This is a genomic window from Labrys wisconsinensis (assembly GCF_030814995.1).
Taxonomy (GTDB): Bacteria; Pseudomonadota; Alphaproteobacteria; order Rhizobiales; family Labraceae; genus Labrys; species Labrys wisconsinensis.
Map to the genome: position 1 here is coordinate 12587 of NZ_JAUSVX010000006.1, position 18109 is coordinate 30695.

The 18109-nt window shown below is 70.0% G+C and carries 16 protein-coding genes; 2 read left to right on the top strand and 14 right to left on the bottom strand.

Features of this window, described 5'->3' with window-relative positions:
• Positions 1–28 precede the first annotated feature (28 nt).
• From QO011_RS16830 to QO011_RS16870, 9 genes are all read right to left on the bottom strand, one after another.
• Complete coding sequence (locus QO011_RS16830; protein WP_307274284.1) at positions 29–865, bottom strand: phosphoenolpyruvate hydrolase family protein; 837 nt, start codon at positions 863–865, stop codon at positions 29–31.
• A 2-nt stretch (positions 866–867) separates the two neighbouring features.
• Positions 868–3057 (bottom strand): ABC transporter permease, encoded by a 2190-nt coding sequence (locus QO011_RS16835; protein ID WP_307274286.1) that lies wholly within the window; start codon positions 3055–3057, stop codon positions 868–870.
• A complete protein-coding gene (locus QO011_RS16840; RefSeq protein ID WP_307274288.1) occupies positions 3050–3835 on the bottom strand; it encodes an ABC transporter ATP-binding protein in 786 nt (261 codons plus the stop codon). The genes QO011_RS16835 and QO011_RS16840 overlap by 8 nt, the downstream gene beginning before the upstream one ends.
• Before the next feature lie 8 nt (positions 3836–3843).
• On the bottom strand, positions 3844–5091 hold the full coding sequence (locus QO011_RS16845) for an ABC transporter substrate-binding protein (protein ID WP_307274290.1): 1248 nt from the start codon (positions 5089–5091) through the stop codon (positions 3844–3846).
• A 38-nt stretch (positions 5092–5129) separates the two neighbouring features.
• Positions 5130–6209 carry a branched-chain amino acid ABC transporter permease gene (locus QO011_RS16850; protein WP_307274292.1) on the bottom strand — a complete coding sequence of 360 codons (1080 nt, stop codon included), beginning with the start codon at positions 6207–6209 and terminating at the stop codon, positions 5130–5132.
• Positions 6206–7204, bottom strand: coding sequence for a branched-chain amino acid ABC transporter permease (locus QO011_RS16855; RefSeq protein ID WP_307274294.1), 999 nt, complete (start codon positions 7202–7204; stop codon positions 6206–6208). The genes QO011_RS16850 and QO011_RS16855 overlap by 4 nt, the downstream gene beginning before the upstream one ends.
• A 53-nt stretch (positions 7205–7257) precedes the next feature.
• Positions 7258–8598: a metal-dependent hydrolase family protein gene (locus QO011_RS16860; protein ID WP_307274297.1), complete on the bottom strand. Its 1341-nt coding sequence runs from the start codon at positions 8596–8598 to the stop codon at positions 7258–7260.
• Positions 8599–8665: 67 nt separating this feature from the next.
• Positions 8666–9442 (bottom strand): alpha/beta fold hydrolase, encoded by a 777-nt coding sequence (locus QO011_RS16865; protein ID WP_307274300.1) that lies wholly within the window; start codon positions 9440–9442, stop codon positions 8666–8668.
• Positions 9439–10311: a fumarylacetoacetate hydrolase family protein gene (locus tag QO011_RS16870; RefSeq protein WP_307274302.1), complete on the bottom strand. Its 873-nt coding sequence runs from the start codon at positions 10309–10311 to the stop codon at positions 9439–9441. Before QO011_RS16870 ends, QO011_RS16865 begins: the two co-directional genes overlap by 4 nt.
• A gap of 179 nt (positions 10312–10490) precedes the next feature.
• On the opposite strand from QO011_RS16870, the gene QO011_RS16875 reads away from it, so the two are divergent.
• Positions 10491–11162 (top strand): FadR/GntR family transcriptional regulator, encoded by a 672-nt coding sequence (locus QO011_RS16875; protein ID WP_307274304.1) that lies wholly within the window; start codon positions 10491–10493, stop codon positions 11160–11162.
• 16 nt (positions 11163–11178) lie between these two features.
• Here QO011_RS16875 and QO011_RS16880 read toward each other — a convergent pair whose 3' ends face one another.
• The 3 genes from QO011_RS16880 to QO011_RS16890 all read right to left on the bottom strand — a co-directional run bounded on the left by QO011_RS16880 (position 11179) and on the right by QO011_RS16890 (position 14168).
• Positions 11179–12054, bottom strand: coding sequence for a 4-(cytidine 5'-diphospho)-2-C-methyl-D-erythritol kinase (locus QO011_RS16880; protein ID WP_307274306.1), 876 nt, complete (start codon positions 12052–12054; stop codon positions 11179–11181).
• The gene (locus tag QO011_RS16885; RefSeq protein ID WP_307274308.1) at positions 12051–13784 is read right to left on the bottom strand and encodes a tetratricopeptide repeat protein; all 1734 of its coding nucleotides are present in this window, start codon (positions 13782–13784) and stop codon (positions 12051–12053) included. The genes QO011_RS16880 and QO011_RS16885 overlap by 4 nt, the downstream gene beginning before the upstream one ends.
• A 129-nt stretch (positions 13785–13913) precedes the next feature.
• Positions 13914–14168: a (2Fe-2S)-binding protein gene (locus tag QO011_RS16890; RefSeq protein WP_307274310.1), complete on the bottom strand. Its 255-nt coding sequence runs from the start codon at positions 14166–14168 to the stop codon at positions 13914–13916.
• 368 nt (positions 14169–14536) lie between these two features.
• Here QO011_RS16890 and bfr point away from each other — a divergent pair, with 368 nt between their 5' ends.
• A complete protein-coding gene (gene bfr, locus QO011_RS16895; RefSeq protein WP_307274312.1) occupies positions 14537–15019 on the top strand; it encodes a bacterioferritin in 483 nt (160 codons plus the stop codon).
• A 239-nt stretch (positions 15020–15258) separates the two neighbouring features.
• Here bfr and QO011_RS16900 read toward each other — a convergent pair whose 3' ends face one another.
• Positions 15259–16935, bottom strand: a complete 1677-nt coding sequence (locus tag QO011_RS16900; protein ID WP_307274313.1) for an electron transfer flavoprotein-ubiquinone oxidoreductase — start codon at positions 16933–16935, stop codon at positions 15259–15261.
• A gap of 122 nt (positions 16936–17057) precedes the next feature.
• A complete protein-coding gene (locus QO011_RS16905) occupies positions 17058–17951 on the bottom strand; it encodes a LysR family transcriptional regulator (protein ID WP_307274315.1) in 894 nt (297 codons plus the stop codon).
• Positions 17952–18109 lie beyond the last annotated feature (158 nt).

Below are 18109 nucleotides of genomic sequence, written 5' to 3' on the forward strand. Positions count from 1 at the left end.
CCCGCCGGGCGCCCGCGGCGCCTTGGTTTCACCGTTGCCGCGTCACCGCCTTGAAGCGGCGCGTCTGCTCCACCAGCGCCCGTTCCGTCGGCAGGCGCTCCATCGAGGAGGCGCCGTAGAAGCCGTGGCAGGTGCGGGCATTGGCCAGGATATAGGCCGCGTCCTCGGGCTCGGAGACCGGGCCGCCATGGACGAGGATGAGGGCGTCGCGCTTCACCTTCAGCGCCGCCTCTGCCCAGCGGTCGACCAGCGCCGGGCAATCCTGCAGCTTCAGCGCGGTCTGCGCCCCGATGGCGCCGCCGGTGGTCAGCCCAAGATGGCAGACGATGATGTCGGCGCCGGCCGCGGCCATCGCCGCCGCCTCATCCTCGCTGAAGACATAGGGCGTGGTCAGGAGATCCCTGGCATGGGCCTTGGCGATCATGTCGACCTCCAGGCCGTAGGACATGCCGGTCTCCTCCAGGTTGGCGCGGAAGGTGCCGTCGATCAGGCCGACCGTCGGGAAGTTCTGCACGCCGGAGAAGCCGACCGCCTTGAGCTCGTCGAGGAACCGGTCCATCAGGCAGAACGGGTCGGTGCCGTTGACCCCGGCGAGCACCGGCGTCGCCCGCGTCACCGGCAGGACTTCCGCCGCCATCTCCATGACGATGGCGTTGGCGTTGCCATAGGCGAGCAGGCCGGCGAGCGAGCCGCGGCCGGCCATGCGGTAGCGCCCGGAATTGTAGATGACGATGAGGTCGATGCCGCCGGCCTCCTCGCATTTGGCCGAGAGCCCGGTGCCGGCGCCGCCGCCGACGATCGGCTCGCCGCGCGCCGCCATGGCCTGGAACTTCTCGAGGAGGGCGGATCGTTCGAAACGCGGCATGGTCAGGCTCTCCGGCGCAGGGGCATGGCGATCTCGCGGAAGGCGTCGGCGAGGGCCGCCGCGAAGGCGGGGTCGTTGATGTGCAGCGGCAGGCGCACCACCCGGCGCTGGCCGGTTTGCTGCACGCCGGCCTCGATCGCCTCGAACAGCGCCCGGTCGGTCTGCGGGTCGTGGAACGGCTTGCCCGGCGCGTCGAGGCCGGAGACGCCGCCGGCCGGGATGAGGAAGCGCACCGGGCCGCGCATGGCATTGAGGCGCGCGGCGATCCAGCGGCCGGCCTCGGCATTCTCCTCCCGCGTCGTGCGCATCAGCGTGACGTTGGGGTTGTGGACGACCAGGTTGCGGCCGCGGAAGCGCTCCGGCACCGTGTCGCGCGGGCCGAAATTGACCATGTCGAGCGCGCCGACGGAGCCGACATAGGGGATCGGCCGGCGGATGAAGGCGCCGAAGCGGTCCTCCGTCGCCGCAAACACGCCGCCGACCAGCATGTCCGCCACCTCGGTGGTGGTGACGTCGATGGCCCCGGCCAGCAGGCCGGAATCGGCGAGGTTCTCCATCGAGCGGCCGCCGACGCCGGTGGCGTGGAAGACGAGGCAGTCGTAGTCGGCCTCCAGGCTGGCGGTCAGCGCCTGCACGCAGGGCGTCGTCACCCCGAACATGGTGATGCCCAGCGCCGGCTTGGCCGCGCCTGATGCAGCCGGCTTCGGCGCCCGCGCGATCATGCCGGCGAGGGCATGGGCGCCGTTGGCGAGGATGCGCTCGGTGATCGAGTTCAGGCCCTGCACGTCGGCGACCGAATGCAGCATCAGGATGTCGGAGGCGCCGACATAGCGCCCGACATCGCCGGAGGCGACGGTCGAGATCATGACCTTCGGTATGCCCACCGGCAGGCGGCGCATGCCGGCGGTGGCGAGGGACGTGCCGCCCGAGCCGCCGGCCGAGATCACGCCGCCGATGTCGCGCTGGCGGGCGATCCAGGCCTGGAAGGCGGCGGCCATGGCCTCGACTGCCTGGCCGCGCTCGCCGGTGAACACGGCGCTCGCTCCGCTTGGATGGCTGGCGGCGACGTCCTGCGGCGGCACGTCGGCGCTGGAGGGCTTGCCCGAGGTGGAGAGGTCGACCATGCGGGTCGGGATGCCCGCCTCGCGCAGCGCGTCGCGGATGAACTTCAGCTCCCGCCCCTTGGTGTCGAAGGTGCCGACCACCAGCGCCGTCCGCCCCTGGCGATCGAAGGCGGGCAGCTCGGGTGGCTTGGCCGGCCCCGCCGTCGGCGGCGAGGCCGGCCGCACGCCGCGTCCGATCTCGGCCTCGCCAAGGCCCCAGCGGTTCGGCATGGCGGCGAGCGTGCGAAAGCCCCCGGCCGCTCCCGCGTCTTCGCTGCCGCCGCGCAGGACGCGATAGACCGCGTCGAGGCGGTCGCGGGCGCTCTCGGCCGGCTCCGGCGCGGGCTCGGCCGGTTCCTCCGCATGGCGGCCGACGCCGAGCAGGCGCTGCTGCAGCTCGCGATCGGCGGCGAGCTCGGCCGCCGGCATGGTCCGCGCGATCCGGCCGTTGACCATGATCGCCACCGTCTCGGCGATCGTGGCGGCGACGCCGATGTTCTGCTCGATCAGGAGCACGGCGATGGCGCCCTCCGCGGCGAGCTCGGCCAGCATGGCGGAGACCTGGTCGACGATGACCGGCGCCAGGCCCTCCGTCGGCTCGTCCATCACCATCAGTCGCGGATTGCCGAGCAGGGCGCGGGCGATGGCCAGCATCTGCTGCTCGCCGCCCGAGAGCTGCGCCCCGCCATTGCCGCGCCGCTCGGCCAGGCGCGGGAAGGTCGAATAGATGCGCTCCACCGTCCAGGCGGCGTCCCGCCCGCCGCGGGCGGCGAGCCTCAGATGCTCGTCGACGGAGAGGCTGCGCCAGACCCGTCGGCCCTGCGGGACATAGCCGACGCCGAGCCGGGCGATCTTGTGCGGCTCCAGCCCGGCGATCTCGCGCCCGGCGAGGACGATCGAGCCGGAGGTCGCGCGCTTCAGCCCGGTGACGGTGTTGCACAGAGTGGTCTTGCCCATGCCGTTGCGCCCGACGATCGCCAGGATGCCGGCGGGCAGGGCGAGGTCGATGCCCTGGATGGCGTGGGATTCGCCGTAATGGACGTTGAGGTCGCGGATGCGCAGCATCGCCCGGGACGCGGTCTCAGCCATGGCCGCCTCCGAGATAGATCGCCTGCACTTCAGGATCGCTCTCGATCTCGTCCGGCGTGCCTTCGCGGAAGATGCGGCCTTCGTGCATCATCGTCACCCGCTCGGCGACGCGCAGAGCGACGTCGAGGTCGTGCTCGATGATGATGAAGCCGATATGGGCGGGCAGCTGCGTCAGGATCTGCACGAGGTCGCGCCGCTCGGCCGGCGACAGGCCGGCGGCCGGCTCGTCGAACAGGATGAAGCGCGGCGCCCCGGCGAGGGCGAGCGCCACCTCGAGCTGGCGCTGCTGGCCGTGGCTGAGCGCGCCGACCAGCGCGTCGCGGCTCTCGTCGAGCTTGACCGCGTGCATGATGCGCTCGGCCTGGGCCCGCGTCGGCTCGTCCGGGCCGGGGCGCCGCAGGGAGAAGCGCCGGCGCGACACGCCGCGGCAGGCGAGGAAGATGGTGTCGATCACGCTGAGGCCGGCGAAGAGCAGCGACACCTGGTAGGTGCGCCGGAGCCCGCGCCGGATGCGCTCGTGCACGGGAAAGCCGGTGATGTCCTCGCCGAAGAAGCGGATCGAGCCGCTGGTCGGCGCGAAATCGCCGGTGATGGTGTTGAACAGCGTCGTCTTGCCGGCGCCGTTCGAGCCGAGCACCGCGCGCCGCTCGCCCGCCTTCACCTTCAGCGAGATGTCGGCGAGCGCGGTGAGGGCGCCGAACCGGCGGCCGACGCCGGCGAGCTCGAGGGCATGGTCGCCCCCGTGCGCCGCGTCGAGGCCGGCTGCCGGTCCGGTCATGGTCATCTCTACTTGCAGTCCGGGTTGTCGCGGCTCGCCGGGCCGATCTTCAGGAACTCCTTCTCGTCGACCCCGAGCGTCTGGTCGACGTTCTCGGCCACCTTGATGACCTTGTTCACCAGGTTGCCGTCGGCGCCCTCGACCACTTCGGTGACGAAGATGTTGGCGATGCCGTTGCGGTTCTTGTCGAGCTTGACCGGGCCGGTCGGCGTGTCGAAGGCCAGGGTGGAGAGCGCCTCGCGGTATTTCGCGCCGCCGTCGGAGAGATCGCCGCCGACCTTGTCGAGCGCCAGCAGCGCCGCCTTGGTGTTGACGTAGTAGGCATGAGCGAACAGGGACGGGGAGGGGAAGGCATCGGAGAAGGCCTTCCTGTAGGCGTCGCTGAACGCCTTCCAGCGCGGATCGTCCCAGGTGTCGGCGGTCGGCCCGGCGGCCGGCGTGCCGATGATCTGCTTCTTCTGCTGGCCCTTGGAGCCGAGCACGGTCTGGTCGACGGTGATCGAGCCGCCGATCAGCGGCAGGCTGCCGCCGGACTGCTGGTACTGGCTGAGGAAGTTGACCGCGTCGGCGCCGCCGAGCGCGACATAGATGGCGTCGACGTCGTCGGGCAGCGCCGCGATCACCGACGAGAAGTCCTTGTTGCCGATCGGCACCCAGGACTTCTGGGTCACCTTGCCGCCGAGCCGGCAGAACGGCACCATGAAGCCTTCGACCTGGCTGTAGGGGAAGGAATAGTCCTCCGCCACCACGGCGACCTTCTTGTAGCCCTTGACCTTGTAGACATAGTCGCCGAGCCCGGCCATCCACTGCACGCCGTCGGTGGAGAAGCGGAAGAAGTTCGGGGCCGGGTCGAACAGAGTCGTGTCCTGCGCCGCCGAGGAGCCGTTGAGGAAAGTGACCTTCGGCTGGGTCTTGGCATAGTCCTTGACCGCGATGCCCTCCGAGCCGGAGAGCGGCCCGATCAGGATCTGCACCCCGTCCTGCTCGACCAGCTTGCGGGCCGCCTTGACGGCGCTGTCGGGCGAGGCGTCGGAGGAGCCGGTGACGAGCTCGATCTTCTTGCCGGCGACGGTGTAGTTGGCCTCCTGCAGCGCCAGCTTCAGGCCGCGCATGCCGTCCTGGCCGAGGACGGTGAACGGCCCTTCCAGCGTCGCCAGGGCGCCGATCTTGATGGTGTCCTCAGCCGCCGCTGCTGCCGGCGCCAGCACGCCGAGCGCGAGGGCGGCGGCGAGAAGGCCGCGTCTGTCAATCCGCATGGCAGTTTCCTCCGTTTTCGTTCTTCATTGTGTCCCCGTCATCGTGCACCGCCGCGGCCCGGCGGCTGACGCAGCGAATCCTGCAGGGATCGCGCCGGGCCGCTTGCTTTCAGCTTCCCCCACAGGCCGAGCAGGCCGTCGGGGGAGAACAGCACGATGGCGAGGAAGGTCGCCCCGATCAGCGTGTTGAAGCGGTCGGCGCTGATCAGGTCGATGGCGAAGTTCTTGAGCAGCACGAACAGGATCGCCCCGAGGAAGGGGCCGATCGGCCGCTTCAGCCCGCCGACCACGGCGATGACCAGCACGTCGATGGCGGCGGAGACGCTGACCGTGCCCGGCGAGATCTGCCCGTTGAACCAGACCAGCAGCACGCCGGCCGTGCCGGCGATCAGGCCGGCGAGGAAGAAGGCGAAGATGCGGTGGGCGGCGACGTCGAAGCCGAGCGCCCGCATGCGCCTTGGATTGTCGCGGACCGCCTGCAGGCCGAGCCCGAAGGTCGAGCGCTCGGCATAGACCGTGGCGCCGTAGAAGAAGGCGGCCACCGCGAGGCTGAGATAGTAGAACGGCACCGGGTCGCGCCAGTAGATGCCGAACAGCGTCGGCGGCGTGATGCCGTGAAAGCCGTTGAAACCGTTGAACCAGGCATAGTTCTGGCGGACGAAATAGAAGAAGGCGGTGGCGATCGCCAGCGTGATCATGATCGTGTAGATGCCGGCGGTGCGCACCGCCAGCATGCCGATCAGGGCGCTGGCGACCGCCGCGGTGAGGATCGCCGCCGGGGCCGTCAGCCACCACGGCCAGCCGAGGCCGAGCACGCCCGAGCCGTTGGTGCCGAGGATGGCGACGAGATAGCCGGCAATGCCGGCTACCGTCATCTGCGCCAGGCTGACCATGCCGCCATAGCCGGCCAGCACCATCAGCGACAGCGCGATGGTGCCCATGACCAGGGCATAGGCGCCGACCTGGAAGGTGAAGAACAGGCTCGCCACGAAGGGATAGGCCAGGAGGGCGAGGCCGGTGAGCACGATCGCCGGGTCGATCTCGGGCAGCTCGGCCGACGCCGGGCTCGCGGGGCTCGCCGGGCTCGCCGGGCTCGCTGAGTTCGCCGGGCTGCTCATGCCGGCCTCCCCATGATGCCCTGCGGCCGGATCGCCAGCACCGCCACCATGATCACGAAGGTGAAGACCACCGCATAGGTCGGGAAATAGGCAAGGCCGATCTGCTCGGCGAGGCCGATCAGCAGGGCGCCGATCGCCGCGCCCGTGATCGAGCCCATGCCGCCGACGATCACCACCACCAGCGAGGCGAGGAGATAGCGCACGTCCTCGCCCGGCGCGATCGAGAGGGCGGTGCCGCCGACCACGCCGGCAAAGCCGGCGAGGCCGGCGCCGATGGCGAAGACGATGGCGAACACCGCATGGACGTTGACGCCGGTTGCCGCCAGCATGGCGCGGTCGTCCACCCCGGCCCGGATCATCATGCCGATGCGCGTGCGGTTGAGCAGCAGCCAGAGCGCCACGCCGATCAGCACGGCGGCGCCGAGCACCACCAGGCGGTAGAGCGGGTACTTCATCAGCACCGCCGTGCCGTCCGCCTTGACGGCGGTGACGACCGGCGTGGTCACCGCCCCGTTCAGCCAGTCCGGCGTGGTGAACTGGTAGGTGTTGCCCGACCAGAAGGCGAGCATCAGGTCGGCGGCGACGATGGAGATGCCGATCGTCACCAGGGTCTGGCGCAGGTCGTCGCCCTCCATGCGCCGGAACACCAGCACCTGCATCAGGACGCCGGCGAACGCCGCCGCCAGGAAGCCGGCGGCGACGCCGAGCAGCCAGAAGCCGGTGCGCTCGGCCACCTCGTAGCCGACATAGGCGCCGAAGAGGTAGAGGGAGCCATGCGCCAGGTTGACGTTGCGCATCAGCCCGAACACCAGGGTGAAGCCGCTCGCCACCAGGAAATAGAGGCCGGCCAGCGTCACGCCATTGAAGATCGTGTTGGCGAAGATCTTCTTGGCGCCGATCGCGGCGACCAGCCAGTCCGGCCAGGCCGCCAGGAACAGCCAGAGCAGCAGCGCCGCGGCGAGGGCGGGCAGGGCGATGCGGAGCGGGTGGGTCATCTCGGCGCGATCCCTCCGGGCGCGGCATGTCCGGGCGCGAGCCCGGCCGGTCCTCAGGCCAGCAGGCGCCGGCGCTGCTCCTGCATCTGCGGCTTCTTGTGGAATTTGCCGTCCTTCATGATCGCCAGCAGGCGGTCGCGCTCCTGCAGGATGCGGACATTGGCGAGGGGGTCGCCGTCGACCAGGATCATGTCGGCGAGGAAGCCCTCGCGGATCTGGCCGAGCTCGTCGCCCATGCCCATGATCTGGCCGCCATATTTGGTCGCGGCCTGGATCGCCTCCATCGGCGACATGCCGATCATGTCGACGAAATATTCGATGTCGCGGGCATTGGTGCCCTGCGGCGTCCAGGCGAAGCCGTAATCGCCGCCGATGAGCACGCGGATGCCGCGCCGGTGCATCTTGCGCATGGTCTCCACCGCCATCTCCAGCTCGCGCTCGTAGAGCTGGGCCATCCTGGAGCCGGGCTTGATGCCCCATTCCTCGGCGTTGCGCGCCGTGCGGATCAGCCAGGCGAGGCCCGGGGCGACGAAATGCCGGTCCTTGGCCGCCTCCAGAAGGTCGAGCGCCTCCTCGTCGGCGAAGGAGGCATGGTAGATGTTCTGGATGCCGTGGCGGATGCACTGCTTGACCGACTCGGAGGAGCGGGCATGGGCGGCGAGGATCTTGCCGCGCGCCTTGGCCTCCTTGGCCGCCATGGCGACCTCCTCCTCCGACATCGGCGTCTCCTCCGCCCGCATGCCGGTGATCTCCTCGCCGGACAGGTTGAGCTTGATGGAGTCGACGCCGTATTTGATCAGCGTGCGCACCGTGCGGCGCACCTCCTCCGGTCCCGACACGACGATGCCGAGGTTGAGGCCCTCATGCGGGATATGCGAGGGCGCCGCGTCGCCGAGGCCGCCGACGGTGGTGATCTCCGGCCCCGCTGCGGTGTAGCGCGGCCCTGGCAGGCGCCCCTCGTTGATGAAATTCCGGATGACGACATCGAGCCGCGGCTTGGCCGCCGCCGCGCCGCGACCGGCGGTGAAGCCGGCGTCGAGCACGAGCTTGGCCATCTCGGCCGTGACGAGGATGTGCTCCTCCGGCGGCATCATCTGGATCGGGTCGATGCCAGGCGCGTTGTTCCAGGACAGGTGCAGATGCGCATCGATCAGGCCGGGCATCAGCGTGGCGCCCATGCCGTCGATCACGGTGGCACCGCCGCCGCCATTGCCGGCGCCGAAGCGCGAGCCGCCCTTGGTCACCTGCTTGATGCGATTGCCCTGCACCAGCACCTCGCCGGTGAAGGGATAGTCGCCCGTGCCGTCGAGCACCCGGACATTGGTGAACAGGACCGACTCCGAGTCCCGCCCGTTCGAGCTCCAGCGGGAGCCGTAGAAGCCTTCGTCTGCCATCGGATCCTCCGGTGTTTCCTCGGCCCGGGCCGTCTCCGCGATGCGGGCGGCCTTCTCGGCTGGCTCATTATGGGACGCGTTTCAGGAAGTTGGCCATCTTTTCGTTGCACTCGGCCGGCCGCTCCAGCATGGCCCAGTGGCCGCAGCGGTCGATGAGGGAGAGGCTGGCGCCCTTGATCCGGTCGGCCAGCATCTGCGCCATGCCGGGCGGGGCCACCGGATCGGCATCGCCGGTGATGAGCAGCGTCGGGGCCGATATCAGCCGGGCGTCGACGGCCCGCGCCTTGCCGAGCGCCTCGCAGTGGCGGGCATAGCCCTGCGGGTCCTGTCGCATGATCAATTCGCGCACCAGGGCGACGGTGGTCGGCTGGCTGCCGCAGGTCGCGGCGGAGAGGGTGTTGGCGACGATCTGGTCGGCGATGCCGTCCATGCCTTCGGCGCGCGCCGTCCGCGCCCGGGCGGCGAGGCCGGTCCGCGCCCCGTCCGGGGGCTCGATGATGGCGCCGAACAGCGTGAGGGAGGCCACCAGCCCCGGCTCGTCCGCCGCGATGCGCTGGCACAGGATCGTGCCCATGGAATGGCCGACGAAGTGGGCGCGCCCCACGCCGAGCGTGCGCAGCGCCGCGACGAGGCCGGCGGCGAGCCATTCGATGGAGATCTCCTCGTGCGGCACCGGCGAGCGGCCGGCGCCCGGCAGGTCCGGCCGCAGCACGCGATAGCCTTCCAGGGCCGGCATCTGCGGCTGGAAGCCGTTGGAGGTGCCGCCGAGGCCGTGCACCATCACCACCGGAAACCCCTCGCCGGTGACCTCCACCGCCATGCGCCCGACCTGGACCGTGCTCATGGCCTGGCTTCCTCGAAGCGGTTCTCCAGCACGCCGATGCCGTCGATCTCGATGCGCACCACGTCGCCGGCCTTGAGATAGCGCGGCGGGTCGAAGCCGATGCCGACCCCGGCCGGCGTGCCGGTGGCGATGACGTCGCCGGGCAGCAGGGTGAGGCCGGCCGAGATGGTGGCGATGATGGTGGGGATGTCGAAGATCAGCAGCTTCGTGTTCGAATCCTGGCGCAGGTCGCCATTGACGTAGGAGCGGATGCCGGTGTCGGCGATGTCGATCGCCTCGCGCGTCACCGCCCAGGGGCCCATCGGGCAGAACGTGTCCTGCGATTTGCCGACCAGCCATTGCGAATAGCGGCCCTGCAGGTCGCGCGCCGTCACGTCGTTGACGATGGTGTAGCCCCAGACATGCGCGAAGGCGTCCTCCGGCCGGATGCCGCGGCCCGGCCGGCCGATGATCACGGCGAGCTCGGCCTCGTAGTCGATGGCGCTGGAGACGGCGGGGTCGATCAGCACCGGGGCCGCGGAGGGCACCACGGTCTCCGGCACCTTGGAGAAGATGATCGGCGCCTTCGGCACGGCGCCGGCGGCAGCGCTGGAATCGAAGCCGCTGCGGGCGAACTCGTGGGCGTGCTCGTGATAGTTCTTGCCGATGCAGAAGATGTTGCGCCGCGGCCGCGGGATCGGCGCCTCGATCTCGACGCGCTCCAGCGCCACCGGCGAGAGCCGGGCCGGCACCTCGCGCCGTCCGATCAGGGCTGGGATGCCCGCCTCGGCCTGCGAGGGCGGCAGGTCGAACGGCAGGATGATGCCGCGTTCGAGGTCGACCTCGCCGACCCGTCGCTCGCCGCCGATCGAGAACGTGGCCACGCGCATGCCTTCCTCCCCGGTCGATTTGAACCATCTTGTGATTATTGGTTCAGTACCTTTCGATATTGGCTCAATCCCGGCGGGGCCGCAATCGGGAAAATGGGGGAAATTTCGCTCTTTTTCTGGACCAATCTGACTTGCGGTGGTAATTGGCTCATAATCGGATCAGACAGGGACGTTCCGGCATGCCCCGCCTCGTCGCCGCCGACATCGCCCGCAGCCTGAGACGGCGCATCGAGGCCGGAGAATGGGCCGACGGGCGCCGCGTGCCGCCGGAGCGCGACCTCGCCGCCGATTTCGGGGTGGCGCGCAACACCGTGCGCCGCGCCATGCAGCTGCTCGAGGAGGACGGCGCCGTCAGCCGCGAGGTCGGCCGCGGCACCTTCGTGCGGCCGGACGGCGCGCCCTCGCTCGCCGCCGCCGTGGCGCGCATGGAGGGGGCGAGCCCGGCCGACATGATGGAGATCCGCCTCCTGCTGGAGCCTTCGGCCGCCGCTTTCGCCGCCACCAATGCCAGCGTCGCGGAAATCCTCGCCGTGGAGGAGGCGCACCGCAGCGCCTGCGCCGCCACCGACATGCCACGCTTCGAGCAATGGGACGCGGAGCTCCATCACCGCATCTTCGCCTGCTCGCGCAACGACCTGCTGCGCGAGATCCACAATCTGCTGCGGCTCCTGCGCAACCAGAGCCCCTGGTACGAGATGAAGAAGCGCTCCTTCTCGGAGGAGCGGCGGACGATCTATTGCCGCGAGCATGCCCTGGTGGTGGAGGCCGTCCGTGCCAGGGATCCCGAGGCGGCCCGGGCCGCCATGCAGGCGCATCTGCGCACCGTCGCGGCCAACATGCTGGGGCGCTGAGGGGGAGGGAGCCGGCTCAGCCCACCATCGTCGTCGCCACCCACCAGCCGGGCCGGGCGGCCCGGAGCGCCCGGGCGGCGGCGGCCGCGGCGCGGCAGCTGTCGAACAGGCCGAACACGGTGGCGCCGGAGCCCGACATGCGCGCCAGGCGGCAGGTCGGCTGCGCTCCGATCAGGTCGATCGCCTCGCGCACGACAGGCGCAACCGCGATGGCCGGCGCCTCCAGGTCGTTGCGGGCCTCGCGCAGCACAGCGATCAGGTCGCGGCGCGTCAGGCCCTCGGCAAAGGCCTGGCGGGCGGCGGCGATGGTCGCGCCCGGCTGGAGGCCCAGCGCCCGGAACACGGCGGCGGTCGGCGCCGGCACGCGCGGGTTGACCAGCACGGTCGGCAGGCGCGGCAGGGCGAGCGGCGGGAACAGGGTCTCACCGGCCCCGCCCATCAGTCGGGTGCGGGCCTCCAGGCACACCGGCACGTCGGCGCCGACCTCGCGCGCCGCCGCGGCGACATGCGGATCGTCCGGCGCCAGGCGGTTGGCGCGGGCGAGCAGCCGCAGCGCCGCCGCCGCATCCGAGGAGCCGCCGCCGATGCCGGCCGCCACCGGCAGGCGCTTCAGCAGGTGGAAGCGTCCGGTGTCGAGGCCGGGCAGGCGGGCGAGCAGCGCCTGCGCCGCCCGGATCACCAGATTGTCGGTGCCCTCGCCGGCGGCCTTCGCCGTCGGGCCGGTGACGCGCAGCGACAGGCCGGGGCCGGGCTCGAGCGTCAGGGTATCGCCCCGCGCCGCGAAGGCGACGAGGCTGTCGAGCAGATGGTAGCCGTCGGCGCGGCGGCCGAGCACGTGCAGGGTGAGGTTGACCTTGGCTGGTGCGCGCTCGGTGAGTGGACCGAGGCTCACCCGCCGCTCGCCGGCTTGGGCGTATCCGCCGCTTGCGCCGTGTCCTTCAGGCCTTCCTTGAGCTTCAGCTCGATCTTGGCGAGGTCTTCCCGCTCGGGATTGGCGTCCTTGGCGTGGTGCCACTGGAAGGTCGCCTCGAGCTTGCGGCCGACCCGCCAATAGGCGTCGCCCAGGTGGTCGTTGATCGTCGGGTCGCTCGGCTTCAGCGTCACCGCGCGCTCGAGCTGTTTGACCGCATCGTCATACTTGCCGAGCTTGTAATAGGCCCAGCCCAGGCTGTCGACGATGTAGCCGTCGTCGGGCCGCTGGTCGACGGCCTTGCGGATCATCGCCATCCCCTCGTCGAGGTGCACGCCCTGGTCGATCCAGGAATAGCCGAGATAGTTGAGCACCGAAGGCTGGTCCGGGAACAGCTCCAGCGCCTTCTTGAAATCGGCCTCGGCCTTCGGCCATTGCTTGGTGCGCTCATAGGCGACGCCGCGGAAATAGAAGGTCGACCAGTTGGCCTGCGTCGGCGTGCCGATCACCTCGAGGGCCTGGGTGAAGGCGTCCGCCGCCTCGGCGAACTTCTTGCGGCCCTGATAGATGCCGCCGAGCGAGATGATCGCGTCGAGATCCTTGGGATCCTTGCGGATCAGCTCCTTGAGATGGCTCACCGCTTCGTCGGTCTTGTCGAGCTGGTCGAGCGCGCCGCCGAGCTCGATCTCGGCGTTGCGCTTGAGCGGATTGGTCGGGCGCACCTGCTCCAGCAGCGCCACGGCGCGCTCGGGCTGCTTCAGGTCCTCGTAGAGGTCGGCGAGGCCGATCTGGGCCGAGGCGTTGTCGGGGTTGAGGTAGAGGGCGAGCTGGAAGAAGATCAGCGCATAGTCGGTGCCGCCCTGCTTGGCCAGCGGCGCGGCCAGGCCCACCAGCATGTCGCTCGCCCCTTCCTGGGCGGTGCGCACCGTCGGGCCGATCGGCTTGTTGGCCTGGATGTCGGCGGTCAGCGCCCGGATGGCGGGATGGCGCGGCAGCTTGTCGTCATAGGCCTTGAGCACCTTCAGCGCTTCGTCGCGCTGGCCGTTGCGGGCCAGCGCCCGGGCATAGGCCTCGGTGATGCGCACGGCGGAGGGGTCGCGGTCGGCGGCCGCCTTGAGCCGCAGGACGGCGTTCTTGCGATCGCCGGCGAGATCGAGGGCCATGCCGGCGGAGAAGTCGCGGAAGCCGGTGTACCAGTCCTCGCCCTTGAGCTTGTCGACCGCGTCGATGCCCTTGGCGGTCTCGCCGGCACCGGCATAGGTCCAGGCGCTGAGCAGCGGCGCGATCAGGTCGAGCACCGGCTTCTGCGCGGCGAGGTCGAGATTGGTGCGGGCCGAGACGTATTGGCGCGCCTTGAGCGCCCGGACCCCGAGCGCCAGCCGGCCGATGCGGTGCAGCTTGTCGGCCGCGACCAGGCGCTCCGCCAGGCGGAAGCTGCGATCCATCTCGCCGGCCGAGAGCATCGCCAGGAAGGTGCGGTCGAGCAGGTCGAGATTGTTCGGGCTGGCACGCAGGGCGGTCTGGTAGAAGGTGGAGGCGGACTGGTTGTCGCGCAGGCTTGCCGCCAGGCGACCCGCCAGGAACCCGCCGGTGACGGACAGGGTGTCGGCCGGCCGAATCACGCGCCGGGCTGCGGTTGCGGGCGTGGCGGCGGTGCCGATAACGGTCGCCGCCATCAGGGCGACGATCAGGCGCGAGCGATGAAGAGGCATCACGGACGGCGGTTCTCCGGAACGGGCGGCGGCCATGGCGGGCGGCCGGCAAAGCTTAGCATCGCTCCCGACAATGGCCGCTTTGCGGCCGCAGGACAAGCGGCGCCCGATGAGGGCCAGGCTCCGGCGTCACTCCGCCGCGTCGAGCAGCGGCGCCTCGATCGCCTCGCGCAGGGCGCAGTCCTCGACGCAGTCGTGGCAGCGCGCCGCGGCGCGAGCGTCAGCCAGGATCCGTCGCACCGTCTTCAGGCAGCGCCCGCATTCCGGCCCGCAGCCCAGGCACCGATAGGCCTCCGCCGCCGAGCGCGGACAGCCCGGCAGCTCGCTGTCGAGCGTGCTGGCGAAATCCTGGTCGGTGAGGACGCGGCAGGAGCAGACGATCATCGATCTTCACGCACTGTCTTCGACAGCCGTCGATGTGAAGGGCAGCGATCGTCTTGTCAATGCTTCGGCAAAACAATGGAATTCATCAAAACTGTACTTTGGAATGATGCTAATCTGCGGCGCGAGCCAATTCTGCTTGTTCAGGCCGGAGAAGGCGTGCCATTCCCGCAGTCGAGCCGATCGGCGGCCGGCACCGGCATGCGGCGCCCCTCGGGGGTGCAGCACAGCGTCGCAGTCCAAGGCGCAAGTGCAGACATGTCCAGGCAGCTTCCGGCAGCGGGGTGGGCGAGCGCGAGGCGCGCAAACCGGGCTTGCCTTCTTTTGGAAAGATTCTAATGTAGCGCCGCCGATTTCGCAGGGAGCTTGCCATGAAGGGCGACAAGAAGGTCATCGACTATCTCAACCGGGCGCTGCGCAGCGAGTTGACCGCGATCAACCAGTACTGGCTGCACTACCGCATCTTCGACAATTGGGGCCTGCTCGAAATGGCCAAGAAGTGGCGCGCCGAGTCGATCGAGGAGATGCAGCACGCCGACAAGCTCACCACCCGCATCCTGTTCCTCGAGGGCTTCCCGAACATGCAGACCCTCGATCCCCTGCGCATCGGCCAGACCGTCAAGGAGATCATCGAGTGCGACCTCGCCGCCGAGCGCGAGGCACGGCTGATGTACCAGGAAGCGGCCGACTACTGCTTCTCCATCAAGGACTTCGTCACCCACGACCTGTTCAAGTCCAACATGACCGACGAGGAAGGCCATATCGACTTCCTCGAGACCCAGCTCGACCTGATCGACCGGCTCGGCCTGCAACTCTACACCCAGAACCACATGGGCGAGTTCAAGGAGGACTGAGGCTTCCGACGGCCAATGTCTTTCTCTCCGCCACCTGTGTTCGCGTGGATGGCCGGGACAAGCCCGGCCATGACGGGACCGTTGCGGAGAAATCACAAAGCGTCGCCTCATCCTCGACCGTCATGGCCGGGCTTGTCCCGGCCATCCACGCGCACGCGACGATAGCCGCGGTCCCGCGACCGAACGCGCCCTTCCTCCCAGCCTCGGCGTCCGCGCTGGCGCGAGAGCCTTCCGCCCCCTCACATGTTGGGATAGTTCGGCCCGCCGCCGCCTTCCGGCGTCACCCAGTCGATGTTCTGGGCGGGGTCCTTGATGTCGCAGGTCTTGCAGTGCACGCAGTTCTGCGCGTTGATGACGAAGCGCGGATCGCTCCTGGCCGCCTCGTCGCCATAGACCACCTCGTAGACCCCGGCCGGGCAGTAGAGCCGGGCCGGCTCGCCGTAGCGCGGCAGGTTCTGGGCGATCGGGAGCGACGGGTCCTTCAGCTTCAGGTGGATCGGCTGGTCCTCCTCGTGGTTGGTCGAGGACAGGAACACCGAGGACAGCTTGTCGAAGGAGAGCTTGCCGTCCGGCTTGGGATAGGCGATCGGCCTGGCCTCGGCGATCGGCTGCAAGGTGGCATAGTCCGGCTTGCCGTGGCGCAGCGTGCCGAACAGGGAGAAGCCGAGCTTCTCGTTGAGGTGCATGTCGAGCGCCCCCAGCACCACGCCGCCGAGCGTGCCGAACTTCGACCAGAGCGGCTTGACGTTGCGCACCTTGACGAGGTCGCGGCCGATGGCGCTGCCGCGCCAGGCCGCCTCGTAGGCCGCCACCTCGTCATGCCCGCGGCCCTGCGCCAGGGCCGCCGCGACGTGCTCGGCCGCCAGCATGCCCGACAGCACCGCATTGTGGCTGCCCTTGATGCGCGGCACGTTGACGAAGCCGGCGGCGCAGCCGACCAACGCCCCGCCGGGGAAGGTCAGCTTCGGCACCGACTGGTAGCCGCCCTCGGTGATGGCGCGCGCGCCATAGGCGATGCGCTTGCCGCCCTCCAGCGTCCGCGCCACCACGGGATGGTGCTTGAAGCGCTGGAACTCGTCGAAGGGCGACAGGTTCGGGTTCTTGTAGTTGAGATGCACCACGAAGCCGACGACGACCTGGTTGTCCTCCAGGTGATAGAGGAAGGAGCCGCCGCCGGTCGAGTTGTCGAGCGGCCAGCCGAAGCTGTGCTGCACCCGGCCCGGCGCGTGCTTGGCCGGATCGACCTGCCAGAGCTCCTTGAGGCCGAGGCCGTATTTCTGCGGCTCGCGCCCGGCGTCGAGCCCGAAGCGGGCCACCAGCGTCTTGGTCAGGCTGCCGCGAGCGCCTTCGGCGAACAGGGTGTACTTGCCGCGCAGCTCCATGCCGCGGGTGAAGCCGGCCTTGGGCTCGCCGTCGCGGCCGATGCCCATGTCGCCGGTGGCGATGCCGACCACCGCGCCCGCGTCGTCGGTGAGCACCTCGGCGGCGGCAAAGCCCGGATAGATCTCGACGCCGAGCGCCTCGGCCCGGCTCGCGAGGTAGCGGCAGACATTGCCGAGCGAGCCGACGAAATTGCCGTGGTTCGACATCAGCTTCGGCATGCCGAAATTCGGCAGCCGCACCGATCCGGACGGACCGAGATAATAGAAGATGTCCTCGGTGACCTCCGTCTTCAGCGGCCGCGCCGGGTCCTCCCGCCAGTCCGGCAGCAGCCGGTCGAGGCCGATGGGATCGATCACCGCGCCGGAGAGGATGTGGGCCCCGACCTCGGAGCCCTTCTCGACGACGACGACGCTGATCTCGGGGTTGATCTGCTTCAGCCGGATCGCCGCCGCCAGGCCGGAGGGGCCGCCGCCGACCACCACGACGTCGTACTCCATGGCCTCGCGCGGTCCGAGGTCGGCGGCTTCGGTCATGTCCACTCCCGACTGGCTTGATGCCAGGCGCTTTTTCCACGTTTTTGGAACCGGCGCAAACAGCGATGCGACGCGAATGTGTCGGGGCGGGAGCAGCGGCGGGCGCTGCGGGCGCCCGCCACCTACCCCACCTCCCGCAGCACCGCGACGAAGGCCTTCAGTCCCGGCGGCACGTGGCGATGGCCGGGATAGTACAGGGCGAGGCCGGGGATCCAGGGGCACCAGTCGTCGAGGACGATGGCAAGGGCGCCGCGGTCCACATGGGGCCGGGCCGAGCGGTCGGCGACATAGGCGATGCCCATGCCGGCGGCCGCCGCCTCGGTCATCAGCTCCATGTGGTCGAGGGTGAGGGCGCCGGGCACGTCGACGGTCTGCTCCTGGCCGTGCCTGGCGAATTCCCAGCGGAACAGCTTGCCGCTGGGCAGGCGCAGGCGGATGCAGACGTGACGCATGAGGTCGTCCGGCGTCCGCGGCGTGCCGTGCCGCGCGAGATAGGTCGGTGCGGCCACGGTCACGAACCGCGCGTCGCCGCCGAAGCGCACCGCGATCATGTCCTGCGGCACGGATTCGCCGAGCCGGATCCCGGCGTCGAAGCCCTCCGCGACGATGTCGACCAGCCTGCCCTCGGTGACGAGATCGAGCGCCATCTCCGGATAGCGCTGCAGGAACACCGGAACCGCCGATCGCAGGAGCAGCCGGGCGACGATCTCGCTCGCGTTGATCCGCAACGTCCCGCTCGGCCGCCCGCCCCAGTCCTCCACCTCCGCCAGGGCCTCGTCGAGGTCGCGCAGCAGCGGGGCGAGGCGGGCGGCGAGCGTCGCGCCGGCTTCGGTCGGCGCGACGCTCCGCGTGGTGCGATGGAGCAGCCGCGCACCCATGCGCCGCTCCAGCGCGCCGATCATGTGGCTGAGCGTCGACGGGGACAGGCCGAGCTCGTCCGCCGCCTTGCGGAAGCTGCGATGCGCGACCACGGCGGCAAGGGCTGTGAGATCGGCGAGGATCGGCTTGCTATTCATGGTTGATTTTCATCAGGTCATGCAGAGGCCCTGCGGACCCGGCTCGCTGAGCTGGATGCGCAGAAGGCGATCGCGCTCTCCGCCGACCTCGGCGCCTGAGCGCAGTCCGGCCGGGCCGGGCATGGCCGCTCTTACGGAAAAGCCTCCAAAGGGCCTGC

Excerpts from the sequence above, each read along its gene's own strand:
- QO011_RS16830 (WP_307274284.1), bottom strand. The coding sequence starts at position 865 with ATGCCGCGTTTCGAACGATCCGCCCTCCTCGAGAAGTTCCAGGCCATG.
- QO011_RS16835 (WP_307274286.1), bottom strand. The coding sequence starts at position 3,057 with ATGGCTGAGACCGCGTCCCGGGCGATGCTGCGCATCCGCGACCTCAAC.
- QO011_RS16840 (WP_307274288.1), bottom strand. The coding sequence starts at position 3,835 with ATGACCGGACCGGCAGCCGGCCTCGACGCGGCGCACGGGGGCGACCAT.
- QO011_RS16845 (WP_307274290.1), bottom strand. The coding sequence starts at position 5,091 with ATGCGGATTGACAGACGCGGCCTTCTCGCCGCCGCCCTCGCGCTCGGC.
- QO011_RS16850 (WP_307274292.1), bottom strand. The coding sequence starts at position 6,209 with ATGAGCAGCCCGGCGAACTCAGCGAGCCCGGCGAGCCCGGCGAGCCCC.
- QO011_RS16855 (WP_307274294.1), bottom strand. The coding sequence starts at position 7,204 with ATGACCCACCCGCTCCGCATCGCCCTGCCCGCCCTCGCCGCGGCGCTG.
- QO011_RS16860 (WP_307274297.1), bottom strand. The coding sequence starts at position 8,598 with ATGGCAGACGAAGGCTTCTACGGCTCCCGCTGGAGCTCGAACGGGCGG.
- QO011_RS16865 (WP_307274300.1), bottom strand. The coding sequence starts at position 9,442 with ATGAGCACGGTCCAGGTCGGGCGCATGGCGGTGGAGGTCACCGGCGAG.
- QO011_RS16870 (WP_307274302.1), bottom strand. The coding sequence starts at position 10,311 with ATGCGCGTGGCCACGTTCTCGATCGGCGGCGAGCGACGGGTCGGCGAG.
- QO011_RS16875 (WP_307274304.1), top strand. The coding sequence starts at position 10,491 with ATGCCCCGCCTCGTCGCCGCCGACATCGCCCGCAGCCTGAGACGGCGC.
- QO011_RS16885 (WP_307274308.1), bottom strand. The coding sequence starts at position 13,784 with ATGCCTCTTCATCGCTCGCGCCTGATCGTCGCCCTGATGGCGGCGACC.
- QO011_RS16890 (WP_307274310.1), bottom strand. The coding sequence starts at position 14,168 with ATGATCGTCTGCTCCTGCCGCGTCCTCACCGACCAGGATTTCGCCAGC.
- bfr (WP_307274312.1), top strand. The coding sequence starts at position 14,537 with ATGAAGGGCGACAAGAAGGTCATCGACTATCTCAACCGGGCGCTGCGC.
- QO011_RS16900 (WP_307274313.1), bottom strand. The coding sequence starts at position 16,935 with ATGACCGAAGCCGCCGACCTCGGACCGCGCGAGGCCATGGAGTACGAC.
- QO011_RS16905 (WP_307274315.1), bottom strand. The coding sequence starts at position 17,951 with ATGAATAGCAAGCCGATCCTCGCCGATCTCACAGCCCTTGCCGCCGTG.